This window comes from Sphingobacterium sp. KH_072, from assembly GCF_057837975.1.
This window is the reverse complement of record NZ_CM174457.1, coordinates 1585889-1606275: the sequence shown is the minus strand read 5'-3', so window position 1 is coordinate 1606275 and position 20387 is coordinate 1585889. Positions and strand designations below refer to the sequence as shown.

Annotated in this window: 20 protein-coding genes; 10 read left to right on the top strand and 10 right to left on the bottom strand. The window is 41.5% G+C overall.

The window, feature by feature from the left end; translation table 11 throughout:
* Nucleotides 1–64: 64 nt before the first annotated feature.
* From AC3IRT_RS07470 to AC3IRT_RS07455, 4 genes are read right to left on the bottom strand one after another with little or no spacing between them, the layout of a single operon-like run.
* Nucleotides 65–877: a phosphate ABC transporter ATP-binding protein gene (locus tag AC3IRT_RS07470; protein ID WP_489395767.1), complete on the bottom strand. Its 813-nt coding sequence runs from the start codon at nucleotides 875–877 to the stop codon at nucleotides 65–67.
* Nucleotides 832–1704 carry a PstA family ABC transporter permease gene (locus tag AC3IRT_RS07465; RefSeq protein WP_489395766.1) on the bottom strand — a complete coding sequence of 291 codons (873 nt, stop codon included), beginning with the start codon at nucleotides 1702–1704 and terminating at the stop codon, nucleotides 832–834. The genes AC3IRT_RS07470 and AC3IRT_RS07465 overlap by 46 nt, the downstream gene beginning before the upstream one ends.
* The gene (gene pstC / locus AC3IRT_RS07460; RefSeq protein ID WP_489395765.1) at nucleotides 1697–2584 is read right to left on the bottom strand and encodes a phosphate ABC transporter permease subunit PstC; all 888 of its coding nucleotides are present in this window, start codon (nucleotides 2582–2584) and stop codon (nucleotides 1697–1699) included. The genes AC3IRT_RS07465 and pstC overlap by 8 nt, the downstream gene beginning before the upstream one ends.
* On the bottom strand, nucleotides 2581–3519 hold the full coding sequence (locus tag AC3IRT_RS07455) for a PstS family phosphate ABC transporter substrate-binding protein (protein ID WP_489395764.1): 939 nt from the start codon (nucleotides 3517–3519) through the stop codon (nucleotides 2581–2583). The genes pstC and AC3IRT_RS07455 overlap by 4 nt, the downstream gene beginning before the upstream one ends.
* A 195-nt stretch (nucleotides 3520–3714) precedes the next feature.
* On the opposite strand from AC3IRT_RS07455, the gene AC3IRT_RS07450 reads away from it, so the two are divergent.
* The 6 genes from AC3IRT_RS07450 to AC3IRT_RS07425 are packed head-to-tail and all read left to right on the top strand — an operon-like array spanning nucleotide 3715 to nucleotide 10068.
* Nucleotides 3715–5820 (top strand): HEPN domain-containing protein, encoded by a 2106-nt coding sequence (locus AC3IRT_RS07450; RefSeq protein ID WP_489395763.1) that lies wholly within the window; start codon nucleotides 3715–3717, stop codon nucleotides 5818–5820.
* 29 nt (nucleotides 5821–5849) lie between these two features.
* Nucleotides 5850–6623: a uroporphyrinogen-III C-methyltransferase gene (gene cobA / locus AC3IRT_RS07445; RefSeq protein WP_489395762.1), complete on the top strand. Its 774-nt coding sequence runs from the start codon at nucleotides 5850–5852 to the stop codon at nucleotides 6621–6623.
* The gene (locus AC3IRT_RS07440) at nucleotides 6620–7192 is read left to right on the top strand and encodes a precorrin-2 dehydrogenase/sirohydrochlorin ferrochelatase family protein (protein ID WP_489395761.1); all 573 of its coding nucleotides are present in this window, start codon (nucleotides 6620–6622) and stop codon (nucleotides 7190–7192) included. The genes cobA and AC3IRT_RS07440 overlap by 4 nt, the downstream gene beginning before the upstream one ends.
* Nucleotides 7189–7887, top strand: a complete 699-nt coding sequence (locus AC3IRT_RS07435) for a phosphoadenylyl-sulfate reductase (protein WP_489395760.1) — start codon at nucleotides 7189–7191, stop codon at nucleotides 7885–7887. Before AC3IRT_RS07440 ends, AC3IRT_RS07435 begins: the two co-directional genes overlap by 4 nt.
* Nucleotides 7888–7896: 9 nt before the next feature.
* The gene (cysD, locus tag AC3IRT_RS07430) at nucleotides 7897–8787 is read left to right on the top strand and encodes a sulfate adenylyltransferase subunit CysD (RefSeq protein WP_489395759.1); all 891 of its coding nucleotides are present in this window, start codon (nucleotides 7897–7899) and stop codon (nucleotides 8785–8787) included.
* 33 nt (nucleotides 8788–8820) lie between these two features.
* Nucleotides 8821–10068: a sulfate adenylyltransferase subunit 1 gene (locus AC3IRT_RS07425; RefSeq protein WP_489395758.1), complete on the top strand. Its 1248-nt coding sequence runs from the start codon at nucleotides 8821–8823 to the stop codon at nucleotides 10066–10068.
* A gap of 198 nt (nucleotides 10069–10266) precedes the next feature.
* Here the strand turns inward: AC3IRT_RS07425 and AC3IRT_RS07420 are convergent, their stop codons facing one another.
* Nucleotides 10267–10686, bottom strand: coding sequence for a putative quinol monooxygenase (locus tag AC3IRT_RS07420; RefSeq protein WP_489395757.1), 420 nt, complete (start codon nucleotides 10684–10686; stop codon nucleotides 10267–10269).
* Nucleotides 10687–10775: 89 nt separating this feature from the next.
* Nucleotides 10776–11246 (bottom strand): DinB family protein, encoded by a 471-nt coding sequence (locus AC3IRT_RS07415; protein ID WP_489395756.1) that lies wholly within the window; start codon nucleotides 11244–11246, stop codon nucleotides 10776–10778.
* Between the two features lie 393 nt (nucleotides 11247–11639).
* On the opposite strand from AC3IRT_RS07415, the gene AC3IRT_RS07410 reads away from it, so the two are divergent.
* Genes AC3IRT_RS07410 through AC3IRT_RS07400 form a run of 3 tightly spaced genes read left to right on the top strand, consistent with a single transcriptional unit; the run spans nucleotide 11640 to nucleotide 14626 of the window.
* Nucleotides 11640–12728, top strand: coding sequence for a glycosyltransferase family 4 protein (locus AC3IRT_RS07410; protein ID WP_489395755.1), 1089 nt, complete (start codon nucleotides 11640–11642; stop codon nucleotides 12726–12728).
* Nucleotides 12718–13794, top strand: coding sequence for a glycosyltransferase (locus AC3IRT_RS07405; RefSeq protein WP_489395754.1), 1077 nt, complete (start codon nucleotides 12718–12720; stop codon nucleotides 13792–13794). The genes AC3IRT_RS07410 and AC3IRT_RS07405 overlap by 11 nt, the downstream gene beginning before the upstream one ends.
* Complete coding sequence (locus tag AC3IRT_RS07400; protein ID WP_489395753.1) at nucleotides 13787–14626, top strand: glycosyltransferase family 2 protein; 840 nt, start codon at nucleotides 13787–13789, stop codon at nucleotides 14624–14626. The genes AC3IRT_RS07405 and AC3IRT_RS07400 overlap by 8 nt, the downstream gene beginning before the upstream one ends.
* Nucleotides 14627–14696: 70 nt before the next feature.
* On the opposite strand, the gene AC3IRT_RS07395 is transcribed toward AC3IRT_RS07400, so the two are convergent.
* Genes AC3IRT_RS07395 through AC3IRT_RS07385 form a run of 3 tightly spaced genes read right to left on the bottom strand, consistent with a single transcriptional unit; the run spans nucleotide 14697 to nucleotide 18411 of the window.
* Nucleotides 14697–15590 carry a bestrophin family protein gene (locus AC3IRT_RS07395; RefSeq protein WP_489395752.1) on the bottom strand — a complete coding sequence of 298 codons (894 nt, stop codon included), beginning with the start codon at nucleotides 15588–15590 and terminating at the stop codon, nucleotides 14697–14699.
* 60 nt (nucleotides 15591–15650) lie between these two features.
* Nucleotides 15651–16541 (bottom strand): SMP-30/gluconolactonase/LRE family protein, encoded by an 891-nt coding sequence (locus tag AC3IRT_RS07390; protein ID WP_489395751.1) that lies wholly within the window; start codon nucleotides 16539–16541, stop codon nucleotides 15651–15653.
* Nucleotides 16542–16566: 25 nt separating this feature from the next.
* The gene (locus AC3IRT_RS07385) at nucleotides 16567–18411 is read right to left on the bottom strand and encodes a glycoside hydrolase family 15 protein (RefSeq protein WP_489395750.1); all 1845 of its coding nucleotides are present in this window, start codon (nucleotides 18409–18411) and stop codon (nucleotides 16567–16569) included.
* A gap of 92 nt (nucleotides 18412–18503) precedes the next feature.
* On the opposite strand from AC3IRT_RS07385, the gene AC3IRT_RS07380 reads away from it, so the two are divergent.
* Nucleotides 18504–19280 carry an SDR family NAD(P)-dependent oxidoreductase gene (locus tag AC3IRT_RS07380; protein WP_489395749.1) on the top strand — a complete coding sequence of 259 codons (777 nt, stop codon included), beginning with the start codon at nucleotides 18504–18506 and terminating at the stop codon, nucleotides 19278–19280.
* 34 nt (nucleotides 19281–19314) lie between these two features.
* Here AC3IRT_RS07380 and AC3IRT_RS07375 read toward each other — a convergent pair whose 3' ends face one another.
* The gene (locus tag AC3IRT_RS07375; RefSeq protein ID WP_489395748.1) at nucleotides 19315–20385 is read right to left on the bottom strand and encodes an endonuclease/exonuclease/phosphatase family protein; all 1071 of its coding nucleotides are present in this window, start codon (nucleotides 20383–20385) and stop codon (nucleotides 19315–19317) included.
* Nucleotides 20386–20387 lie beyond the last annotated feature (2 nt).

The following is a 20387-nucleotide window of genomic DNA, read 5'->3' as shown; positions in this document are numbered from 1 at the left end:
ATTTAGCCGTATAATTTAACTAAACAAGATCGGGTCTTACATTTCATGTAAGACCCGATCTTGTTTAGGATATAAAGCCTTTGACATACTGCTTGGTGAGCTCCTTTTGTGGATTTAATAAAATATCTTCGGTCTTTCCAAATTCCACTACTTCGCCTTGGTATACGAATAGAATATAATCCGACACACGCCGTGCTTGTCGTAGAATATGGGTAACCAGCACAATCGTATAATCTTTCTTTAACTCGATCAATAGATTTTCGATGGTCTGTGTAGAGATTGGATCTAGAGCAGAGGTAGATTCATCGCCAAGGATAATCTCCGGTTGTACGGCTAAACCTCTCGCCAGACATAAGCGTTGTTGCTGGCCGATCGATAAGCGCGTAGCTGATGTGCCCAAACGATCTTTTACTTCGTCCCACAAGCCTACATTACGCAGTTGCGTTTCCACAATTTGTTTCAGCTTATTCTTATCGCGTTCGCCGTGAATGCGCGGCCCATACACAATATTATCATAAATGGACATCGGCAATGGAAACGGCTTTTGCGACAGCAAACCCATCTTCTTACGAATATGGGTGACCTCGGCATTCTTGCCATATATATCATCTCCATCAACAAGAACAGATCCGCTTACTGCTACATCTTTACTATCATCTAGCAGGCGGTTCAAGGTTTTCAATAAAGTGGTTTTACCACAACCAGATGGGCCGATTATCGAGGTAATGGAGTTATTGGGGATATCCAAACTCACATTTTTCAAGATCTGCTTTCCCTCTATATGCACGTTCAGATCTTTGATCTGAATCAGGGGTTTCGTCGCTGTTTCTATCACAGTTTGTGTTTCTTTTGCTTTGCTGCTAGTAAGTGAGTGCATAGAACGATGAATAAAATTATAAAAGTCAATACTAATGCAGATGCATACGCTCTGCCTTGTACTTCCGGAATCGGACTGCTTAATTGAAAGAAGATGGCCAAAGGTAATGTAGCGGCCGGTTCGTCAATATATTTCGGCATATTGTCGCTAAATCCCGTGGTGAGCAATACGCCAGCCACGTCACCAATCGCGCGACCAAAAGCGAGTAATATTGCCGTAAAAATGCCTGGTTTGATATATTTGAGTACCACACGTGCGGCTTCCCAGCGCGTAGCGCCCAAAGAGAATGTAACTTGCGTCAGGTCGATCGGCACGGTTTTGAGCAATTCGTCGATCGTGCGTACCACGATCGGAATCGTTAGCAGCGTAATGGTTATGATACCACCTAAAAGTGACGCACGGATTCCCAACCAAATCATGATACTGAACGCAATAGCGCCATAAACGATAGACGGAATCCCAAACAACACATCAAATAACAATTTGGCGCTGCGCGCAATAAAAGAATCCTTGGGCACATAGAGATTGAGATACAACGAAATTGGAATACCAATAAGCGTTGCAATTCCTGTAGATGCTAATGCAAGGTATAAGGAACCAAGAATTGCATTCAAAATGCCGCCACCTTTGCCAATATAGAAACCACCTTGTGGAGATTGTGAAATCATTTCCCAAGACAAATAAGGCAAACCCTTGTACAAGATCGTACCGATGATAAAGAATAACGAACCTGTGATGGTGATCCCAGATAACTGCATCAAGATCTTAGCGATTTTCTCTTTACGTAGCCGGCTTTTGATCAATCGATCGGAGAGTTGCTTAGCCATGATCCTCCAATCTGCTTAATACGATCCGAGAGATCAAGTTAAATCCAAAAATAATAACGAACAACAGGAGTGCGGCAAACATCAGCGCCGAATCATACATCGGAATCGACATCATTTCGCCAAAATTGTTGGCAATGAGTGCGGGAATAGGATAGCCTGCATCAAACCATGACGTCGGAATCTGTGGTACATTGCCACACACCATCAGCACGGCAATGGTTTCGCCAATAGCACGCGATATACCCAATACGATGGCTGCAATGATACCGGGTTTTGCTTTACGCAGATTCACCGACACAATCGTTTCCCACTGTGTGGCGCCTAGCGATAGAGATGCATCTTTCAGCTCTTGTGGTACAGTCTGCATGACTTCGACCATAATACTAATGAGAATCGGGAAAATCATCACTGCCAGTACAATGCCGCCAGCAAACACAGAAAAACCCGTGGTTTCAACACCAAATAGTGGCGCGATATAATTACTGAGAATAGGCACGACAAACAAAATTCCCCACACACCATATAACACCGGTGGAATGGCGGCTAGTACATTCATCAAGGGCAACACCGATTTGCGAAGGCGTTCTGAAGCGAACTCTACCAAATAGATCGATGCCATTACGCATAAAGGAACCGAGATGATAAGCGCAATTAGCGTAACCCACACTGTACCAAGAATAAACGGCAGAAAACCAAAGTTGCCCTTTAATGGTGACCATACGCTACTACTTAAGATCTCCCACAAATTTTCATTCTCTAGCAATGGCCACGCCTTGATCGTCAATCCCGCAGCAATGAGCACAACCACCAATACTTTGGTCACCAGCAAAAATGCCGAGCCATACTGCACCAATTTATCTATCCAAAGTCTATACGTCATCTTCTCAAAAGTTTTTGATTCTCCCTTGCAATAGCATCGTCATTTAATGGCACGTAGCCATTCTCTAATAAATATCCTTGTTGTTCCTTTTCCAATACAAATTGAATAAAAGTCTTTAACAGCACATTGTCGCGTTGTTCGTCGCGAATCACAAACATCAAGTCGCGGGCTGGTGGAGATGGATACCGATTGGCCGCTACAGCTGCCGTGAGCTCAGGCAGCGTATTGTAAAAATCTTCGTCCGGATCAATCTGTCCATTCTTATTGATATCAATAGGAATGACAGCTAGTCCAGCGCTTGTACGCTTCGTTTTTAAGTCAAACAGGTAATTGATATTGTTAAAACCGATGGAATGTGGTCGATCTCTGATCGCTTGCGCAATGCCTGGATCGCCGAAAATTCCAATTCCTTTGAGATCTTCTTGATTGACCCCTAGAAATTTCGCCCAAGTTTCTGCAGCACCTGCCGCATCAGATCGCGTGTATACTTCAATCGGTTCTGCGATAAAACGGGCATCAATATCATTCCAGTTTCGATACTTCTGGGTCACAAAAATATCCACCAGTTCTTGTTGGGTAAATCCACGTTGGGCGATCAGCTCAAAGTTGGGGTGCGCACGATTAATTGTACCGATCACAGCATCTTTTGCCACAAAAATAGGGTAGGCGCCGTTATCGATTTCTTGCTGGTGCAAATCGCGAGAAACTAACCCGATGTCTACCATGTTAGTTAATACATCGGTAATGCCTTTACCTGCGCCGCCGGCCGAAATATTAAATCGTACTTCTGGATGTATGGCTTTAAAATCCTCACTCCACAAAACCGCGATGGGATATAATGCAAAAGCACCTGAGATCGAAATATTACCAATTAACTCTCCTTTATCATTTACGCCACTTTGCGTTTTTGGTGCGCATGAACTTATAAATACCATAAAAACCAAACTAAGTAACTGAGCTACATAGTGTTTGGTGTACACTCTTCTCTTTTTACTCATAACGATAAAAACAAATATATAGTAAATTGGTAGATATTATGGGTTTTGTCTATATTTTTTTTAGATTTGTGGTATGGCAGTTGTAGTACTTATATAACTGTAGAGATAACGTACTGAAATTAAGAAGAGATTATGCAAAGTTTTCGAACAGAACTGGAGAATCCGGTCGTTGAGCAAGAGATCATTGCGTTAGCGCAAAAGATCCGTGATTTTCATCAAGGAACGATTCCTGAAGAGAAGTTTCGCTCTTTGCGACTGGCGCGTGGTGTGTATGGACAGCGGCAGGCAGGCGTGCAGATGGTTCGCATTAAGCTACCTTTTGGCCGGTTAACTTTTCAACAGATATTAAAAATAGCAGACGTGTCCGACGAGTATGCCAGTAAGAATCTGCATCTCACTACACGTCAAGATATACAGATTCATTATGTGAGCTTAGATAAAACGCCAGAACTATGGACGAAGCTAGCCGAAGATGATATTACACTTCGTGAGGCTTGCGGAAATACGGTGCGTAATGTCACAGCATCAGCAACCGCCGGCATTGATCCAAAAGAGCCGTTTGATGTATCGCCTTATGCGCACGCCACCTTTTTGTATTTCTTACGGAATCCAATATGTGCTGAGATGGGTCGAAAAATTAAGATATCTTTCTCGTCTAGCGAGGATGATACGGCCTTCTCTTACATTCACGACTTTGGTTTTATACCAAAAGTTAAGGTGATTGATGGTGAAGAAGTACGTGGTTTTAAAGTCATGATGGGTGGCGGATTAGGTGCACAACCTATTCTTGCGAATGCCATTTTCGACTTTTTGCCATCCGATGAGATCATTCCTTACATGGAAGCGACCTTACGTGTATTTGACCGCCATGGTGAGCGCAACAACCGTAATAAAGCTCGGTTCAAATACTTGATCCAGAAATTGGGATTGGACGAAGTCTTGAGCTTGATAGAAGCCGAGAAGACGGCTATCAAATCTAAAAGATTTGAAATTGATCTTAACGCTATTGCGCAGCCCGAGCCGCCAACAGCCTCGGTCGAGCCGGGTACGCCAGTAGATGCATTGGCTTACGAAATTTGGAAACAGACGAATGTCTTTGCGCAAAAGCAAGAAGGTTATTTCGGCGTATATGTAAAAGTGCTTACCGGCGATATTCCGACCGACAAGGCACGCATATTGGTGGCCGGCATCAGAGATCATATCGCAGATGATATTCGCATCACGCAGGATCAGAACTTATTGTTTAAATACGTTCGCGCGGAATCGCTTCCACATATTTATAATGTCCTGCATGGCTTAGGTTATGCGCGTGCCGGTTACGATAGCACATCAGATGTGACGACCTGTCCGGGTACCGATACCTGTAACTTAGGTATTTCCAATTCGACAGAAATGGCACGTGTCATCGAGCAGTATATTCATGAGTTTCATGCGGATTTTGTTCACGAAAAGAAGCTAAAAATTAAGATTTCTGGCTGTATGAATTCTTGTGGTCAACATGGACTAGCACATATTGGTTTTCATGGCAGTTCTGTGAAGGCCGATGGAAAGGTCGTTCCTGCTGCGCAAGTGATGTTGGGTGGCGGTACGCTGGGTGATGGATTGGGCAGAGTAGCTGAGCGCGTCATTAAAGTACCTACTAAACGTGTCTTACAAGTGGTTGATGTATTATTGATCGACTTTAAAAATAACCGGGAAGCAGAGGAGAAGTTTCATGCATATTACGAGCGGCAGACTAAAGATTACTTTTATCGCTTGCTCAAGCCATTAGCAGATTTGGCGACCTTAACGGCTGATGAATTTGTTGATTGGGGGCATGAAGGAACCTTTTCGACCGCCATCGGTGTGGGTGAATGTGCTGGTGTAGTCATTGACTTAGTGGCAACATTATTATTCGAATCAGAAGAGAAAATAGATTGGGCAAGACAAGCTTTGGAGAAAGGACAGTATGCCGACGCGATCTACCACAGCTACAGTTCATTTGTTGGCACAGCCAAAGCATTACTATTGGACAAAGGCGTAAATGCCAGCACGCAATCACAAGTGATTGCCGAGTTTGAAACCAGATTTGTGGAGGAAGAGTTATTTTCTTTCCCAAACTCTTTCACAGAAAGAGTATTGCAAATCAACAAGTTTGAACCTTCCAAAGAATTTGCGGAAGCCTATTTAACACAAGCCACAGCCTTTTATTTGGAAGGTGTGGAACGAAGAGAAGAACTTCGCGTAGTAAACACCTAATTGAAAACCGGGACGAGAAAGAGAATCGGATGAAAGAAATAAAACCATTTATCACCTTAGTGGGGGCTGGCCCTGGAGATGCTGAGTTGATCACTTTAAAAGGCATTAAGGCCATTCGCGAGGCGGATGTGATTTTGTATGATGCCTTAGTCAATGACGAGCTATTGGATTATGCGAAACCCCACTGCGTGAAAGTATATGTTGGTAAACGCGCAGAAAGACTGTCTACTTCGCAGGATGAGATCAATAAACTATTGGTCGACTATGCTATGAACTACGGTCATGTGGTACGGCTCAAAGGCGGCGATCCATTTGTATTTGGCAGAGGCGGGGAAGAGTTAGATTATGTGCATGCGCATGATATTGAAACGGCTGTAGTACCGGGAATATCGTCCTCGATTTCATTAACAGGATTGCAACAGATTCCATTGACGTATCGCAAAATTGCGGAAAGCTTTTGGGTTATTACGGGCTCTACTTCCGACACGCAATTGTCCGCTGATCTGCGGTTGGCGGTACAAAGCACCGCTACGGTAGTCGTGTTGATGGGTTTTGCAAAATTGCCTCAAATAGTGGCACAATACCAGCAAGAAGGCAAAAATGAATTGCCTATTGCGGTCATACAAAATGGATCTACGCAAGAAGAACGCATCGTGCTAGGAACTGTGGATACGATTGTAGCGCAGGTATCTGCAGCAAGAATCGGTGCACCGGCCATTATTGTACTGGGCGAAGTTGTGGCGAAACATCGTGAATTTGCCGATATGATGAAGCGAGTCCAAACAACGGTTTTATCATCATGAATACCTTATTCCCAATCTATGTAAAGATGCATCAGATCCAAACTTTGGTGGTGGGTGCAGGGCCAGTGGGTTTAGAAAAGCTGCAGGCTATTTTCAATAATTCGCCGGAGGCTAAGGTACGCGTAGTAGCCGAAGTGATTAGTCCGGAATTTAAGGAATTTGTACGTGATCGAAATACTGTAACGATAGCCGAAAGGTTATTTGAGGAAAGCGATTTAGAAGATATTGACGTGGCTTTATTAGCCACGGATAATGCTGCATTGAATAACTGGGTACGAGAATTGGCTTCTAGCAGACACATTTTGTTGAATGTGGCGGATAAACCAAGTTTATGTGATTTCTATTTGGGGTCCGTTGTACAAAAGGGAGACTTGAAGATTGGTATATCTACCAATGGAAAATCACCAACGATCGCTAAGCGCGTGAAAGAACTATTACAAGACCTCATCCCAGAAGAAATTGATGAGACACTTGCACTAATGCAGGAATTGCGTGATGGATTAAAAGGTGATTTACAGCAAAAGATAACCGTGCTGAATGCACATACAAAGGAGTTATTGGAAAAATGATAGCGGAGATAAGAAGAGATATTGTGGGCTTGGATGCAAGAGAGATTTTGGCGTATTTGCAACAGCATTATACTGCAGAAACTATCTTTTCGACTTCATTTGGGATAGAAGACCAAGTGCTGACGCATTTATTGTACGAAGTGCAAAGCCAGATCAATATGTTCACCTTGGATACCGGCAGGCTGTTCCCTGAAACATATTACGTCTGGAATCGGACGCTGGAAACCTATGGTTTTCCGATCCGTCCATACTATCCACAAACCGATCCTGTGGAGCAGATGGTGGCGTTGAAAGGCCCTTCCAGTTTCTACGAAAGCGTCGAAAACCGCAAGGAATGCTGCTACATACGAAAAATAGAACCTTTGCAACGGGCGATTCAAGGTTATAAAATTTGGATCACGGGGATTCGAGCCGATCAATCGGCCAATCGTCACGATATGGAACAAGTGGAGTGGGATGAAACCAATCAGATGATCAAAATTCATCCACTATTTCATTGGACGTTGGAAGAAGTAGAATCGTTTTTGAAAAATAATTTTGTGCCCTACAATCCTTTGCACGACAAAGGGTTTCCTAGCATTGGCTGCCAGCCTTGTACAAGGGCGGTGGCGCCAGGACAGGATTTCAGAGCTGGTCGTTGGTGGTGGGAAGATCAAAGTAAAAAAGAATGTGGTTTACATTCTACGAGTAAATAAGGAAAACAAATGGATTATTTAGATCATTTAGAGGCGGAGGCCATTTATATATTGCGTGAGGTAGCTGGTCAGTTTGAAAATCCTGCCTTGTTATTCTCGGGTGGAAAAGATTCGATTACCCTAGTTCACTTAGCAAAGAAAGCTTTTAGACCAGGAAAATTCCCTTTCCCATTAGTACATATTGATACCGGACATAATTTTCCAGAAACCATCAGCTTTCGAGATCAACTTGTCGCAGAGCTTGGCGAGCAGCTGATCGTAGGCTATGTGCAAGATAGCATCGACCAGGGAAAAGCGGTGGAACAAACCGGGAAGAATGCGAGCAGAAATGCTCTGCAGACGGTCACATTGCTGGACACGATCGAGCAGCATGGATTTGATGCCTGTATCGGTGGTGCTCGCCGTGATGAAGAGAAAGCACGTGCTAAAGAGCGTATATTTTCGGTGCGCGATGAATTTGGACAGTGGGATCCAAAGCGTCAGCGTCCCGAATTGTGGAATATATTGAACGGAAAGATCAATAAAGGAGAAAATGTACGGGTATTCCCAATTTCTAACTGGACTGAGTTAGATGTATGGAACTACATCAAACGGGAAAACATTGATTTGCCATCGATCTATTTTAGCCATCAGCGTGATGTGGTTTTGCGCAATGGACAATGGATGGCGGCAGCTCCGTTTTTGCAAATTGACGAAACGGATATCGTAGATCATAAATCTGTGCGTTTCAGAACAGTAGGGGATATGACCTGTACCGCTTCAGTAGATTCAGAAGCGGTCGCATTGGATGATATTATAGAGGAAATTCGCTCTTCGACAATCAGTGAACGTGGTGCTCGTATAGACGATAAAGTGTCGGAAGCGGCGATGGAAGAGCGTAAAAAACAAGGTTATTTTTAATCCGCGATAGCGGCAAAATGAGCATTCTGCAAAATGGATATATTAAAATTTATAACAGCGGGTTCGGTAGATGATGGAAAAAGCACGTTAATTGGTCGCTTGTTATACGATACCAATTCTGTACTCGACGATCAGCTAGAAGCGATTAAAAAAGCGAACCGCAAAAATAATGATGGCACCGTAGATTTGGCTATTCTAACGGATGGCTTAAAAGCGGAACGGGAGCAAGGCATTACCATCGATGTGGCCTATAAATATTTCCAAACCGAGCGACGCAAATTCATCATTGCAGATGCACCTGGACATATTCAATACACCAGAAATATGGTGACAGGCGCGTCGAATTCTGATCTGATTGTAATCTTGGTAGACGCCCGCAAAGGTGTAATAGAACAAACGAAAAGACATTCTTTCTTAGCGAAATTGTTGTCGATGAAGAAATTGCTGGTCTGCGTTAATAAGATGGACATGGTCGACTACGACCAACAAGTTTACAATAACATTAAAGCGGACTACGAGCAGTTGGCTGCTAGATTGGGTTTGGAAAATGTGGATTATATTCCAGTTTCTGCATTGAAGGGCGACAATATTGTCCATCGATCGGCACGCATGGATTGGTTTGGTGGCGAAGCTTTACTTAATTATTTAGAAAAAGTTGAATTCCCAGAGGCAAAACGTTCAAAAGGTTGGCGTTTTCCAGTACAATGGGTCGTACGGCCGCAAACGGAAGATTTACACGATTATCGTGGTTATGCAGGTCGAGTTTTAGGATCTGGTTTGCGCGTTGGTGAAGAAGTAGTGATTTTACCAAGTGGCGTACAAAGTACGGTAGAACGTATTGAGATCAATCAACAAGCATTCACGGAAGCCGAAGACGGACAATCCGTTATCGTACATTTAAGTACTGATGTGGACATTTCGCGCGGTGATACGATTGTCAGTGCTGCGCATCCAACGCATAGCGAACGCAGTTTTGAAGCCAATATTAGTTGGTTTGACAATAAACCATTGGATACTGCACAATTGTACTTATTACAGCATCATAGTAAAACCGTCAAAATTAAAGTTCCAGAGGTGTTGTACAAATATGATGTGAATACACAGGAACAACATTATGGTTCGGATATTAGGTTGAATGATATTGGCAAGGTTTTCATTAAAGCAGCTGATGAAATTCCATTTGATGTACAGGCGGATTTTCCAGAAAATGGTCGTGCAATTATTATTGATCCACGCACCAATATTACCGTTGGAGCTATCACGATCGAACAGATAGCATAATTCTATAAATATTCATTTTTAGTAGAACAGCACAAGGTAGGCATGCTGTTTAAAACATCTACTTAACATAATATATATTATAATTAAATTGAGTGAATTTTTTATGTACATCTGACTAAGTGAATCTATCAATCCGAACTTTCTGAGTTTAGGTCTCCAATAATCAGCGCTTTTACCATTAATCCAATATCAACTTATCTACCGCTCTAACTTTTTAAAGATCTTTGCCATGGTCTGTTTATCTATCGTGCTCATTTCCAACAAATTTAATGAAACAACCATTTTCTCAGTTGCTGTTTTATAATGCTTGAAGTGAGCGGTTCTTAAATGCGCTTGGTATGCTTCTTCGTTCACATAGATTTCCAATATTTTTATTTGAGTTGGATTTTCCTTTTCGAACATCGGAAAAATTGAAATGACACCAGGTTCCAATCTTACGGAGGCTTCTGCTTCTTCTATCAGAATCGTTTTGTATGCTTCAAGATGACGAGGTTCTATTTCAATTTCTGCAATTCGTATCATCATGTCCTCTTTTGCGGATTCGGGTTGTTTTCGATCACATGACGCAACGATCATAATAATTAATACCAATAGGTACAAAGCACGATTATTTTTCATTTATTAAGCTATGTTTACTACTAATCTAAACAAAACCAATGGCAATTTTGGTACGCAAGATATGAGAATATATATCTTAATCGACGAAATTATTTCCCGAGCAGCTTCAAATACGTTAGAATAATACCACTGTGCTCAGCTTCATGATATATCGCAGCCTGTAATGCTTGAATGTGATCTTTTATTTGAATTCCGAGCGGTAATTCAAATGGATTATACTTAACAAAGATTCCTGATTCTAAATCAGATTCGAGACGATAAACCGTATCAATTAACAAATGCCTAACCTCATTCACATCTGGAATATCTTGCCAATAATGTGGAGATGTTCCAATTTTGAAGTTTTCCATAAACTTGTCGGAGATGTGCATTGGTAATCCACTACGCATATATATATGGCGCTGCTGAGACGTGATGCAATGCCCTACTTGCCAAATGATGTTATTGTTAAAGCCTTTAGGAATTTCAAATAATATTTCCCGATCGGTTGTTTCTAGTAATTGCGCTAATCTCTTTCTGCTGGCTCTTAAAATTTTACAATCGACATGTGCATTATTCATGTAATCCGGTTTAAATATTAGACAACTATAACCTTATCTTTAGGTTATGCAAAATACCCTTTAAGATCGAAAATACAAATTGTAACTTTTTAATTAAAAATACTTTCAGAATCTTTTACGTAAAGTAGATCACTATCGCTTATTTCCGATAACTCTCTCATTCATATCTACAATTTTTCTATTTTAATAAACCTATGATAATTGGATTAAGTACGTGATTTACACCAACAAAATACTCATAATTGAAAATGAGTTATAGATGGCATCTACTTTGACTATGCTACCCCAGTTAGTGTGGCTCACATCACCCCTACTACAATTTATCTAACTCATTTAGACATAGTCGCGCTGCGCTGTTAATCTGAGAAATATCACTAAGACAAACAGCATCAAATGAAAATTGGAATAATTGCACACCTGAAACACCCAATTCGCAAACCATTTATGGGCGGATTAGAGGCATTTACTTACGAGATCACTAGCTTGCTAATGAATAGAGGTCACGATGTGACACTATTTGCTAGTGAACACTCAGATCGTTCGCTACCCTTGCAATCTATTATGAGTGATATGGATTATGATAGAGAGACATTTAGTCGGTTCAGGACGCATGATCTTTCGGAAGATTTTATCTCCACGCATCACGCCTATCTCGAACTTATGCAGGATATTGACAACCAAGGATTTGATCTCATATTCAACAATAGCTTAAATTACGTGCCGATCACCATGTCTACTATAATCAGTACGCCAATGGTGACAGTGTTGCATACTCCACCAATTTTCGAGATGAAACGTGCTATCGGAAGTATAAAGCATCAAAATAAGATGCATTATGTATCCGTATCAGAGTCAAATGCGCAATCTTGGAAGCCTTACATGCCTTCCGGATGTCACGTAATCAATAATGGTATTGATGTCAAAAAATGGACTTTTTCTGCTCAGAATGATCGTGAATATGTCATTTGGTTTGGCCGCATACATCCTGATAAAGGCACACATTATGCGATAGAGGCGGCGCGATTAGCTGGTAAACGTATTAAGATTGCTGGTTCGATAGCAGATCGCCATTACTTTGATACTAATGTAGCGCCCTTGCTTAGTGAAGATGCGGAATGGATAGACCTGTGTACACATGATCAACTTAACCAGCTTATAGGTCAAGCCGAGGTTAGTATTATTACACCTTGTTGGGATGAACCGTTTGGTTTGGTGGTAGCCGAAAGTTTAGCATGTGGCACACCAATTGCCGGATTTGCACGTGGCGCACTACCATATATTCTCAATCATGAAATTGGCGTGTTGACAGCTTCTTGCAATACGCATGAGTTGGCAGAGTGTATCATAAAGGCGAGTACACTTTCAAGGAAAGCCTGTAGAATGCACGCTGAGACGGAATTGGGTATGGAAAAAATGGTGTCTGCCTATGAAGCCTTATTTCATGAAATAATGGACACCAAATACCTGCCTCATGCCATTTAAATATTGCTATTACGTGCACCATCATGGCTCTGGACACGTTATGCGAGCGATTGCCATTGCAAAGGGGCTTTCCGATCAAAACATTACTTTTTTAGGTAGTAACTTACTCCAATATGTTCTGCAAATACCGGAAAATGTGACCTGTATCCATCTCCCCATGGATACAGCAACTGCAGAAGATATCCACTATATTTTAGACCCACTATCTTTTTTACATTATTCGCCATTGCGTGTTTCGGGTTTACTGAATAGAAATGCTTTGATGATCGAATACTTTAGGCGAAACCCAGAAACCATATTATTGGTCGATGTTTCTGTAGAAGTGGCCTTATTAGCGCGCCTTTGCGGTATTCCTACGGTACTTATTAGACAGAATGGCATACGGAATGATACTGCACATCGTCTTGCCTATGAAAGTGCGCAACTTATTATTGCACCATTGCCTTCATCCTTGGATTCGGAAATCGACAATCCAGCTTACCACAAAACTTTATATTCCGGCGGATTTTCTCGCTATACGCATCTAAAAGATCAAGATCAGGCGGGGAAAGAGGTTGCTGTATTTGTTGGCCAAGGTGGTACTCATATCGATTTATTTTTTATTCGCCATTTACGCTCACATCTTTATACGGAGATGCATTTGCACGTTATTGGATCAATATCTTCCGATGTGTCTATTGACGGTGTTACTTTTCATGGAGTTTTGGATCATCCTGCTGCCGTTTTGACTTTTTGCGACGTTGTAATTTGCAACGCTGGGCACAATACGATCATGGAATTGATTGATCTAAACAAATACATTATCTGTATACCAGCTAGTCGTCCCTTTGATGAGCAGTTGCAAAAAGCTTATTATCTCACGCAAGCTGGCTGTGCTATCACGGTATTGGAAGAAGATCTGTATTATACAGATTGGAATAATTGTGTCGAGGAAGCTCGAAACTTAGATAATGTAGCACGTAAACACGTTACCGATGTAAAAGCCATAGACAATATAATTCATCATTTAGAAGAGCTACATAAGAGGTTGATAGGAAATGATTTAACACCACATCTGTATGACTAGTAGAAGTGAAGACATAGCAATACTTACCCTCGTTCATCAACGGACAGAGGCTCTAATCAATATGTTGAATGGCATCGCCATGGGATCCATCTGGCCGAAGGAGGTATTGATCATATTTATGAACGAAGAACCCATGGCATTAGATATCAAATATCCATTTCCCATACGAAGTATTGTATTAGAAACAGATACAGGTCTTAATTTAGGAGCTGCTCGCAATCTTGCGATGAAAGAGTCTTCTACAAATTATAATGTTTTTCTCGATGTAGATTGCATTCCAGATAAAGATTTTCTGGAAACGTACTATACTAATTTTGAGCAAGATTCTGACGTGTTGTACACAGGCCGTGTACGTTACCTGCCAGCTGCCTTTGATCAACAGGAAAATTGGACAAATCGCCTAACAGAAATTAGCACACCAGATCCTGTACGTCAGGTGCTAAAAACGTATACCTACGAATTATTTTGGTCTCTGAACTTTGGATGTTCGAAAAAAATATTTAGTAAAATTGGAGGTTTTGATATGCAATATCTTGGCTATGGTGGCGAGGATACCGACTTTGCTTTTCAGGCAAAGCATCATGAGGTGGAACTCCGTACTATTGACGCATTATCGTTTCATCAATACCACGCTTCCTACCAACCACCTTTGAATCATTTACAAAGCATCTGCCGTAATGCCAATCGTTTCTATTCCAAATGGCAACGATGGCCAATGCAAGGATGGATAGATGCTTTTGTGGCGGCTGGATATGTCAAAAGAGTGGAAGATCATCTTGAAATTAGATCGCTACCATCGGATCAGGATATTATAGATGCGCTGAAGCGCTAAACATCGCATTCGAAGTATAAAAAAGTCCATTCTTTCGAAGAATGGACTTTTTTATACTTGCCAAATCGTTTTATAAAGCATAGAATGATTCTGGTTCTATCGGATCTGGCTTATCCCCTTTGCCCAAAAGATCAAGCGTGTTGATATGAATATTCCGTGCGATTGTGGTCATCGGCGTATCGTGAGCACGATTGCTAAAAGGATCTTGCATATGCGTAGCGGTGCGTTCTAATAAAAAGAAACAGCTCGAACTAACAACTAACAAGGGTAACTCAAATAAGCTAGCGATCTCACCCAAAGAAATGGACAATGTGACTACAAACACATAGATCATAAAATGCAGAAAGAGACGGTACGTAACTGGAAAGACTGTGTTTTTAATTCGTTCAGCCATACCCATTTGATCTGAAAATTTGACAAACGAAGTGTTGATCTGTATATGACTAAATTCGTTAAGATCACCAGTTTTTCGCAGTTCGGCTACCTGCAAAGCGCCCTGTTGCAGCAAGGCCAATGGCACGTTCGTATGTCCATCGAGCGCTTTCATGTCGCTATCATTAATGAGATCGTTGATATTCTTCTTAGGATCTTGCCCGCGTAGATCTTGTCCCAAACTATAACACCAAGCAACATGACGCAAGGCGATTTGCTCAATCACATGCTTTTTCTCTTCCGAAACAAATGATTGTAACTGCAATACGATACTCCGGCTATCATTCACGATAGCTCCCCAAATCTTGCGCGCCTCCCACCATCGATCATACGACTGATTCAGGTTGAAGGATAGTAATACGGATATAGCTGTACCTATAAATGCAGGTATAGAAATATGCATTGGAGGTATATAGTCTATGAATGTGATTGTCAGATATTTGACCAAAGAACCGATAATGATGACGTACAAGAGTTCCAGGCGGATTTTATTAAAAATATACCGCATTGGAATCTTTCTGCTAATTAACATAAATAAGAATTTGTATATTAAAAATGTTTTCTTTTGATAGATGGTAGTAAGGTAGGCAGACTAAACGATTTGAACAAATTTATTCGCTTTCAAACCGTTATACGGCAAATTTTCCAGTACAAACGTATAACCGGCTTGTGGCTGCTCAGCAAGTTCTTGGTCAGAAAGACCCTTCGCCGCGGTGGTAATATACAGATCATTGTATTGTTTTCCACCAAAAACGCAGCTAGTGACCTGCTTTACTGGCAAATCAATCTTTGCTAAAATCTCTCCATTCTCTGGATTACGCCTTGTAACACAACCGCCACCAAAATGCGCCACCCAAATCATTCCTTCGTTATCTAAAGTCATGCCATCAGGAACTCCTTCATGCTCTTCAAACGTTACCACCGTTTGTATGTTGGTGATACCAACTTGTACAATATCATAATTAAACCGCCTGATACTGGCATCATTGCTTTCTACATGATAAAATCTATTTTTCGACTCATCCCAGTCCAACCCATTGGATATGGTGGTGTCATCCAACACTTTTTTGAACGTCAAATCAGGATAAACCACATACATGGCACCTTTTTGCTCCTGCTCCTCTGTATGCATACTCGCAATCCACAGCCGACCACTAGGATCAACTTTACCATCATTATATCGATTTTCGGGCGCATGGGGCTCTGGTTGCACTAAGAATTTTGGTTCGCCTTGCGGCAGCGTAATACTATAAATCCCACTAGACATAGCGGCGAGAAAGCGACCATCTTGACAAGGTACAATGGCTCCAACAGAATCCGTAACAGATGTGATTTTCAACGATTTATCAGACGGATAATAAGAATATATATCTGCGGAAAGTATATCGACAAAATGCAGGCATTCTTGGCGATCGTCCCATACCGGTGATTCGCCTAATTGGCATGGCACCGCGACCGCTGTTTTTAAAGATTTTTCTATCATGTTATTACTAAGTTTTCCACCTCCTTTAAGACGGTTTTTTAAGGCTTTCTGTTTGCCTTCCTATTTGTTTATTTAATTCTAGCGCAGCGCTAATAAGACCTAAATGGGTGAATGCTTGTGGGAAATTACCGAGATGTTCGCCTTTCTTGCTGATTTGCTCTGCAAATAAACCCAGATGATTACCATAACTCAGCATTTTTTCAAAATTTTCCACCGCTTCATCTACTCTACCCATTTTGGCCAGAACTTCGATATACCAAAAAGAACACATTGTGAAAGTACCTTCCTCTCCTTCTAAACCGTCGATTCCTTCGTCATTTAAATAACGATACACCAGCACGTCGATGCGCAATTCTTCATCTAATGCCTTCATCGTATCTTCCCATCGCGGTTCATCTGGCGTAATAAAATGCACCAATGGCATCAGCAATACACTGGCATCCATTCGTTCAGACGTCTTTTTGCCATCCTTGTATTGCACCCATGCCTTGATATCATCATTCCAGAAGTTTTCGTAGATATCTTTGTAGATATCATTGCGCAAACTATGCCAGCGTTCAGCATCGTAAGGAAATGAACGATCTTGCCCGATTTTAATCGCTCTATCAATCGCTACCCAACACATCAGGCGACTATGCAAAAATTCATGTTTTTCGTTCCTGATTTCCCAGATTCCGTGATCTGGTTCATTCCATCTTTTCTCTACCTGCGCAACTTCTTTCACAATGATTTCCCACAATTCGTAGGTGATCGGTTTGTACATTTTATTGTATATATAGATCGTGTCTAGCAACTCGCCATAGATATCCAGTTGCAGTTGGTTATTGGCTTCGTTACCAATCCGCACCGGTTTGCTCTGTCTATATCCTTCCAGGTGAGTCAGGTCTTGCTCTTCCATCTCCGATGTACCGTCTACTCGATACAATAAATGGAGATCCCGATCTTTATCTTGGGTAATAATCCAATCTAAGAATGCTTTGGCTTCATCTTTAAACCCTAGCTTCAAAAAAGCATACATCGAAAATGCGGCATCGCGAATCCATGTGAAACGGTAATCCCAATTGCGATCGCCACCAATTTCTTCTGGTAGACCAAAAGTAATCGCAGCTACGGTAGATCCGTATTGCATGGACGTCATCAACTTCAAGGTGATGGCAGAACGGTGAATAATTTCTTGCCAACGACCTTGATAATTGGACTGCTTTAGCCAGTCACGCCAGTATTTTATGGTAGCAAAATAATTTTCTATTCCATATTCTTTAATGCTTTTGAAATTAGATTGATCACCGTCTTTTGCTGTTTCCAACACAAAAACATTCTTCTTTCCCTCTTCTAACGTGAAGGAAGCATAGGCATCATTCTCGCGCAACGTCATATCGCAGGTCGCAGATAATCTTACGGTAGACTGTCCATTGTCTTTCGTACTGAAATGTATACCATCGTCCTTACGTTCTGCCGTGTGCTTGACTTTGGCATAGCCAAAGCGAGGTTTGCACTGCATCTTGAATTTGATATTTCCCCGAATCGCTTTGACCTTCCGCACAATCGCGTTGAATGTAAAACAGGAATCCTCAATGACGGGCATATAATCAGTGATCTCTACAATCCCATCCTCCGAAAAGAAGCGCGTAATCAATACCGCTGTGCCCGGAATATAGATTTGTTTGACGTTTACATCCTTCATCTCCGGCGTAATACCGAAATAGCCACCTTTGTCTTTATCTAAAAGTGATCCAAAGATGGTTGGAGAATCGAATTTGGGAAAACACATAAAGTCGATGGTGCCATCCAATGCTACCAAGGCAGCAGTATGCATATTACCAATAACGCCATGATCTTCAATAGCGGGATAACCAGAATTTTTTCGCATAACTAATTTTCAACAAGGGATTTTTTTTAACCTGTCAGTTGAAAAACAAAAAGTGAGAATACTTGTTTTTTTTCTAAACAAGTATTTTACAAATGGGAAAACTCGATAATAAGGTAGCCATTATCACCGGATCTGATTCGGGCATAGGGCGTGCCATTGCAGAAGCTTTAGGAGAAGAAGGTGCAAAAGTCATCATCACGTACCGTTCTGATGAGGACAGTGCAAAAGAAACATCCAAGTACCTCGAATCCCAGAATATCGTACATACCGTACATAATCTTGATGTGAGTAAAGAAGAAAGTGTCGACAAAGTCTTTGAAGCAGTCGTCGAGAAATACGGTAAAATCGATATTCTAGTTAACAATGCTGGAGTAAACGGTAGTAATATCAATGTAGTCGATATGGATAATGAGGTATTTGATACGTGTATCAAAACCAATCTTTATGGTCCATTTTACTGCACACGCAAATATTTACGCTTACGTAAATCTTCTCAGAAGGGCGGCAAGATCATTAACGTCAGTTCTATTCACGAAGAGGTTGTGACGGCAGGCAATAGTGACTATAATGCTTCTAAAGGTGGTTTAAAAAACTTTAGTCGTAGTTTGGCGCTAGAATTAGCTGAACAACAGATACAGGTAAACAATATCGCTCCTGGTATGATCTTGACCAGTATGAATCAAGAAGCTATGGACGACGAAAAAGTAAAAGAGGAAAAAGAACAACATATTCCGATGAAGCGTGCCGGCGAAACAAAAGATATCAAAGCAGCAGCTGTTTTCTTGGCATCAGCAGATAGCGACTATGTAACAGGTACAACCCTCACGATTGATGGTGGTTTGAGTATTAACTTAGGGCAAGGAGCATAACAGCTTTGCCGATCACACGATAAGAAGAGGGCGATTATCTATTATCGCTCTCTTCTTTTTTACCCTCTTCAATCAGCTCTTCTACATCCTCTTTCTCTTCTTCATCTAGCTCTTTCACTTCTTTTTGCTGCACCTCACTTTGCAGATTGATGTGAAAAGTGCATCCAATCGGAAAATGATCTGATCCTACCGATGGATAGATAAATAATTTGTCAATAAATACTGCCTTACAATGAAATAACAAGTCTAAAGGAACACGGAATAACCAATACTTGGCATGAAAAGTAGCCAATATACCACGGCCAATGCGGGCATCTATCAATTCACTAGTTTTCTTAAATAAGATAGAAGCTCGCGCCCAAGCCACATTATTAAAATCTCCTACAACCACTACGGGCAGTTCATAGTCGCATACTTTTTTAGCTATGCTCAATAAATCACCATCGCGCTCTTTCGAATTGTCTTCTTCGGTGGGGCTTGGAGGCGGCGGATGCACCGCAAAAAATACGAACCGATGTCCATCTGCTGTTTCGAGCTCTGCCTCTATGCTCGGCAAATCGTCGGCTACGAAATAATGCGTTTCTACACGATGCATTTTGAGCCGTGTGTACAAGTGCATCCCATAGGTGTTTTCCAACGTTACTTTTTGGTAATTAGGATACGCTTGTTCCAGTGGTCGCATCGCTTCTTCCCAAGCGCTATTACTTTCCATCGTCAAGAACACATCGGGGTCTTCCTTTTCGATCAGATCAATAAAACGTTGGAATTCGGTATTGTACTGGTATATATTGCAGGCGATGACACGTACCTTTTCTGATTTTTTGCCATCGAAATCCTTGCTACGCTGGCTTCGCCAAAACTTGGTATATCGGATAAAAATGTATAAGTGAAAACCGATCAATGCAGCTTGAGCTCCCTGTACCGCCCACATCCAACCGTTGGTATGTACGTAGAAAAATGTAACGGGAAACACGATCAGCTGCAAAAACAGTAACTGTAATCGCATAAACTCGGGTACGCGAAATACCCAATGTTGGTTTTGAATAAAGGGCAATGTGCTTAGGACGATCAATAAAATCGATAAAGCTAGTAATGTGGTAAACATCG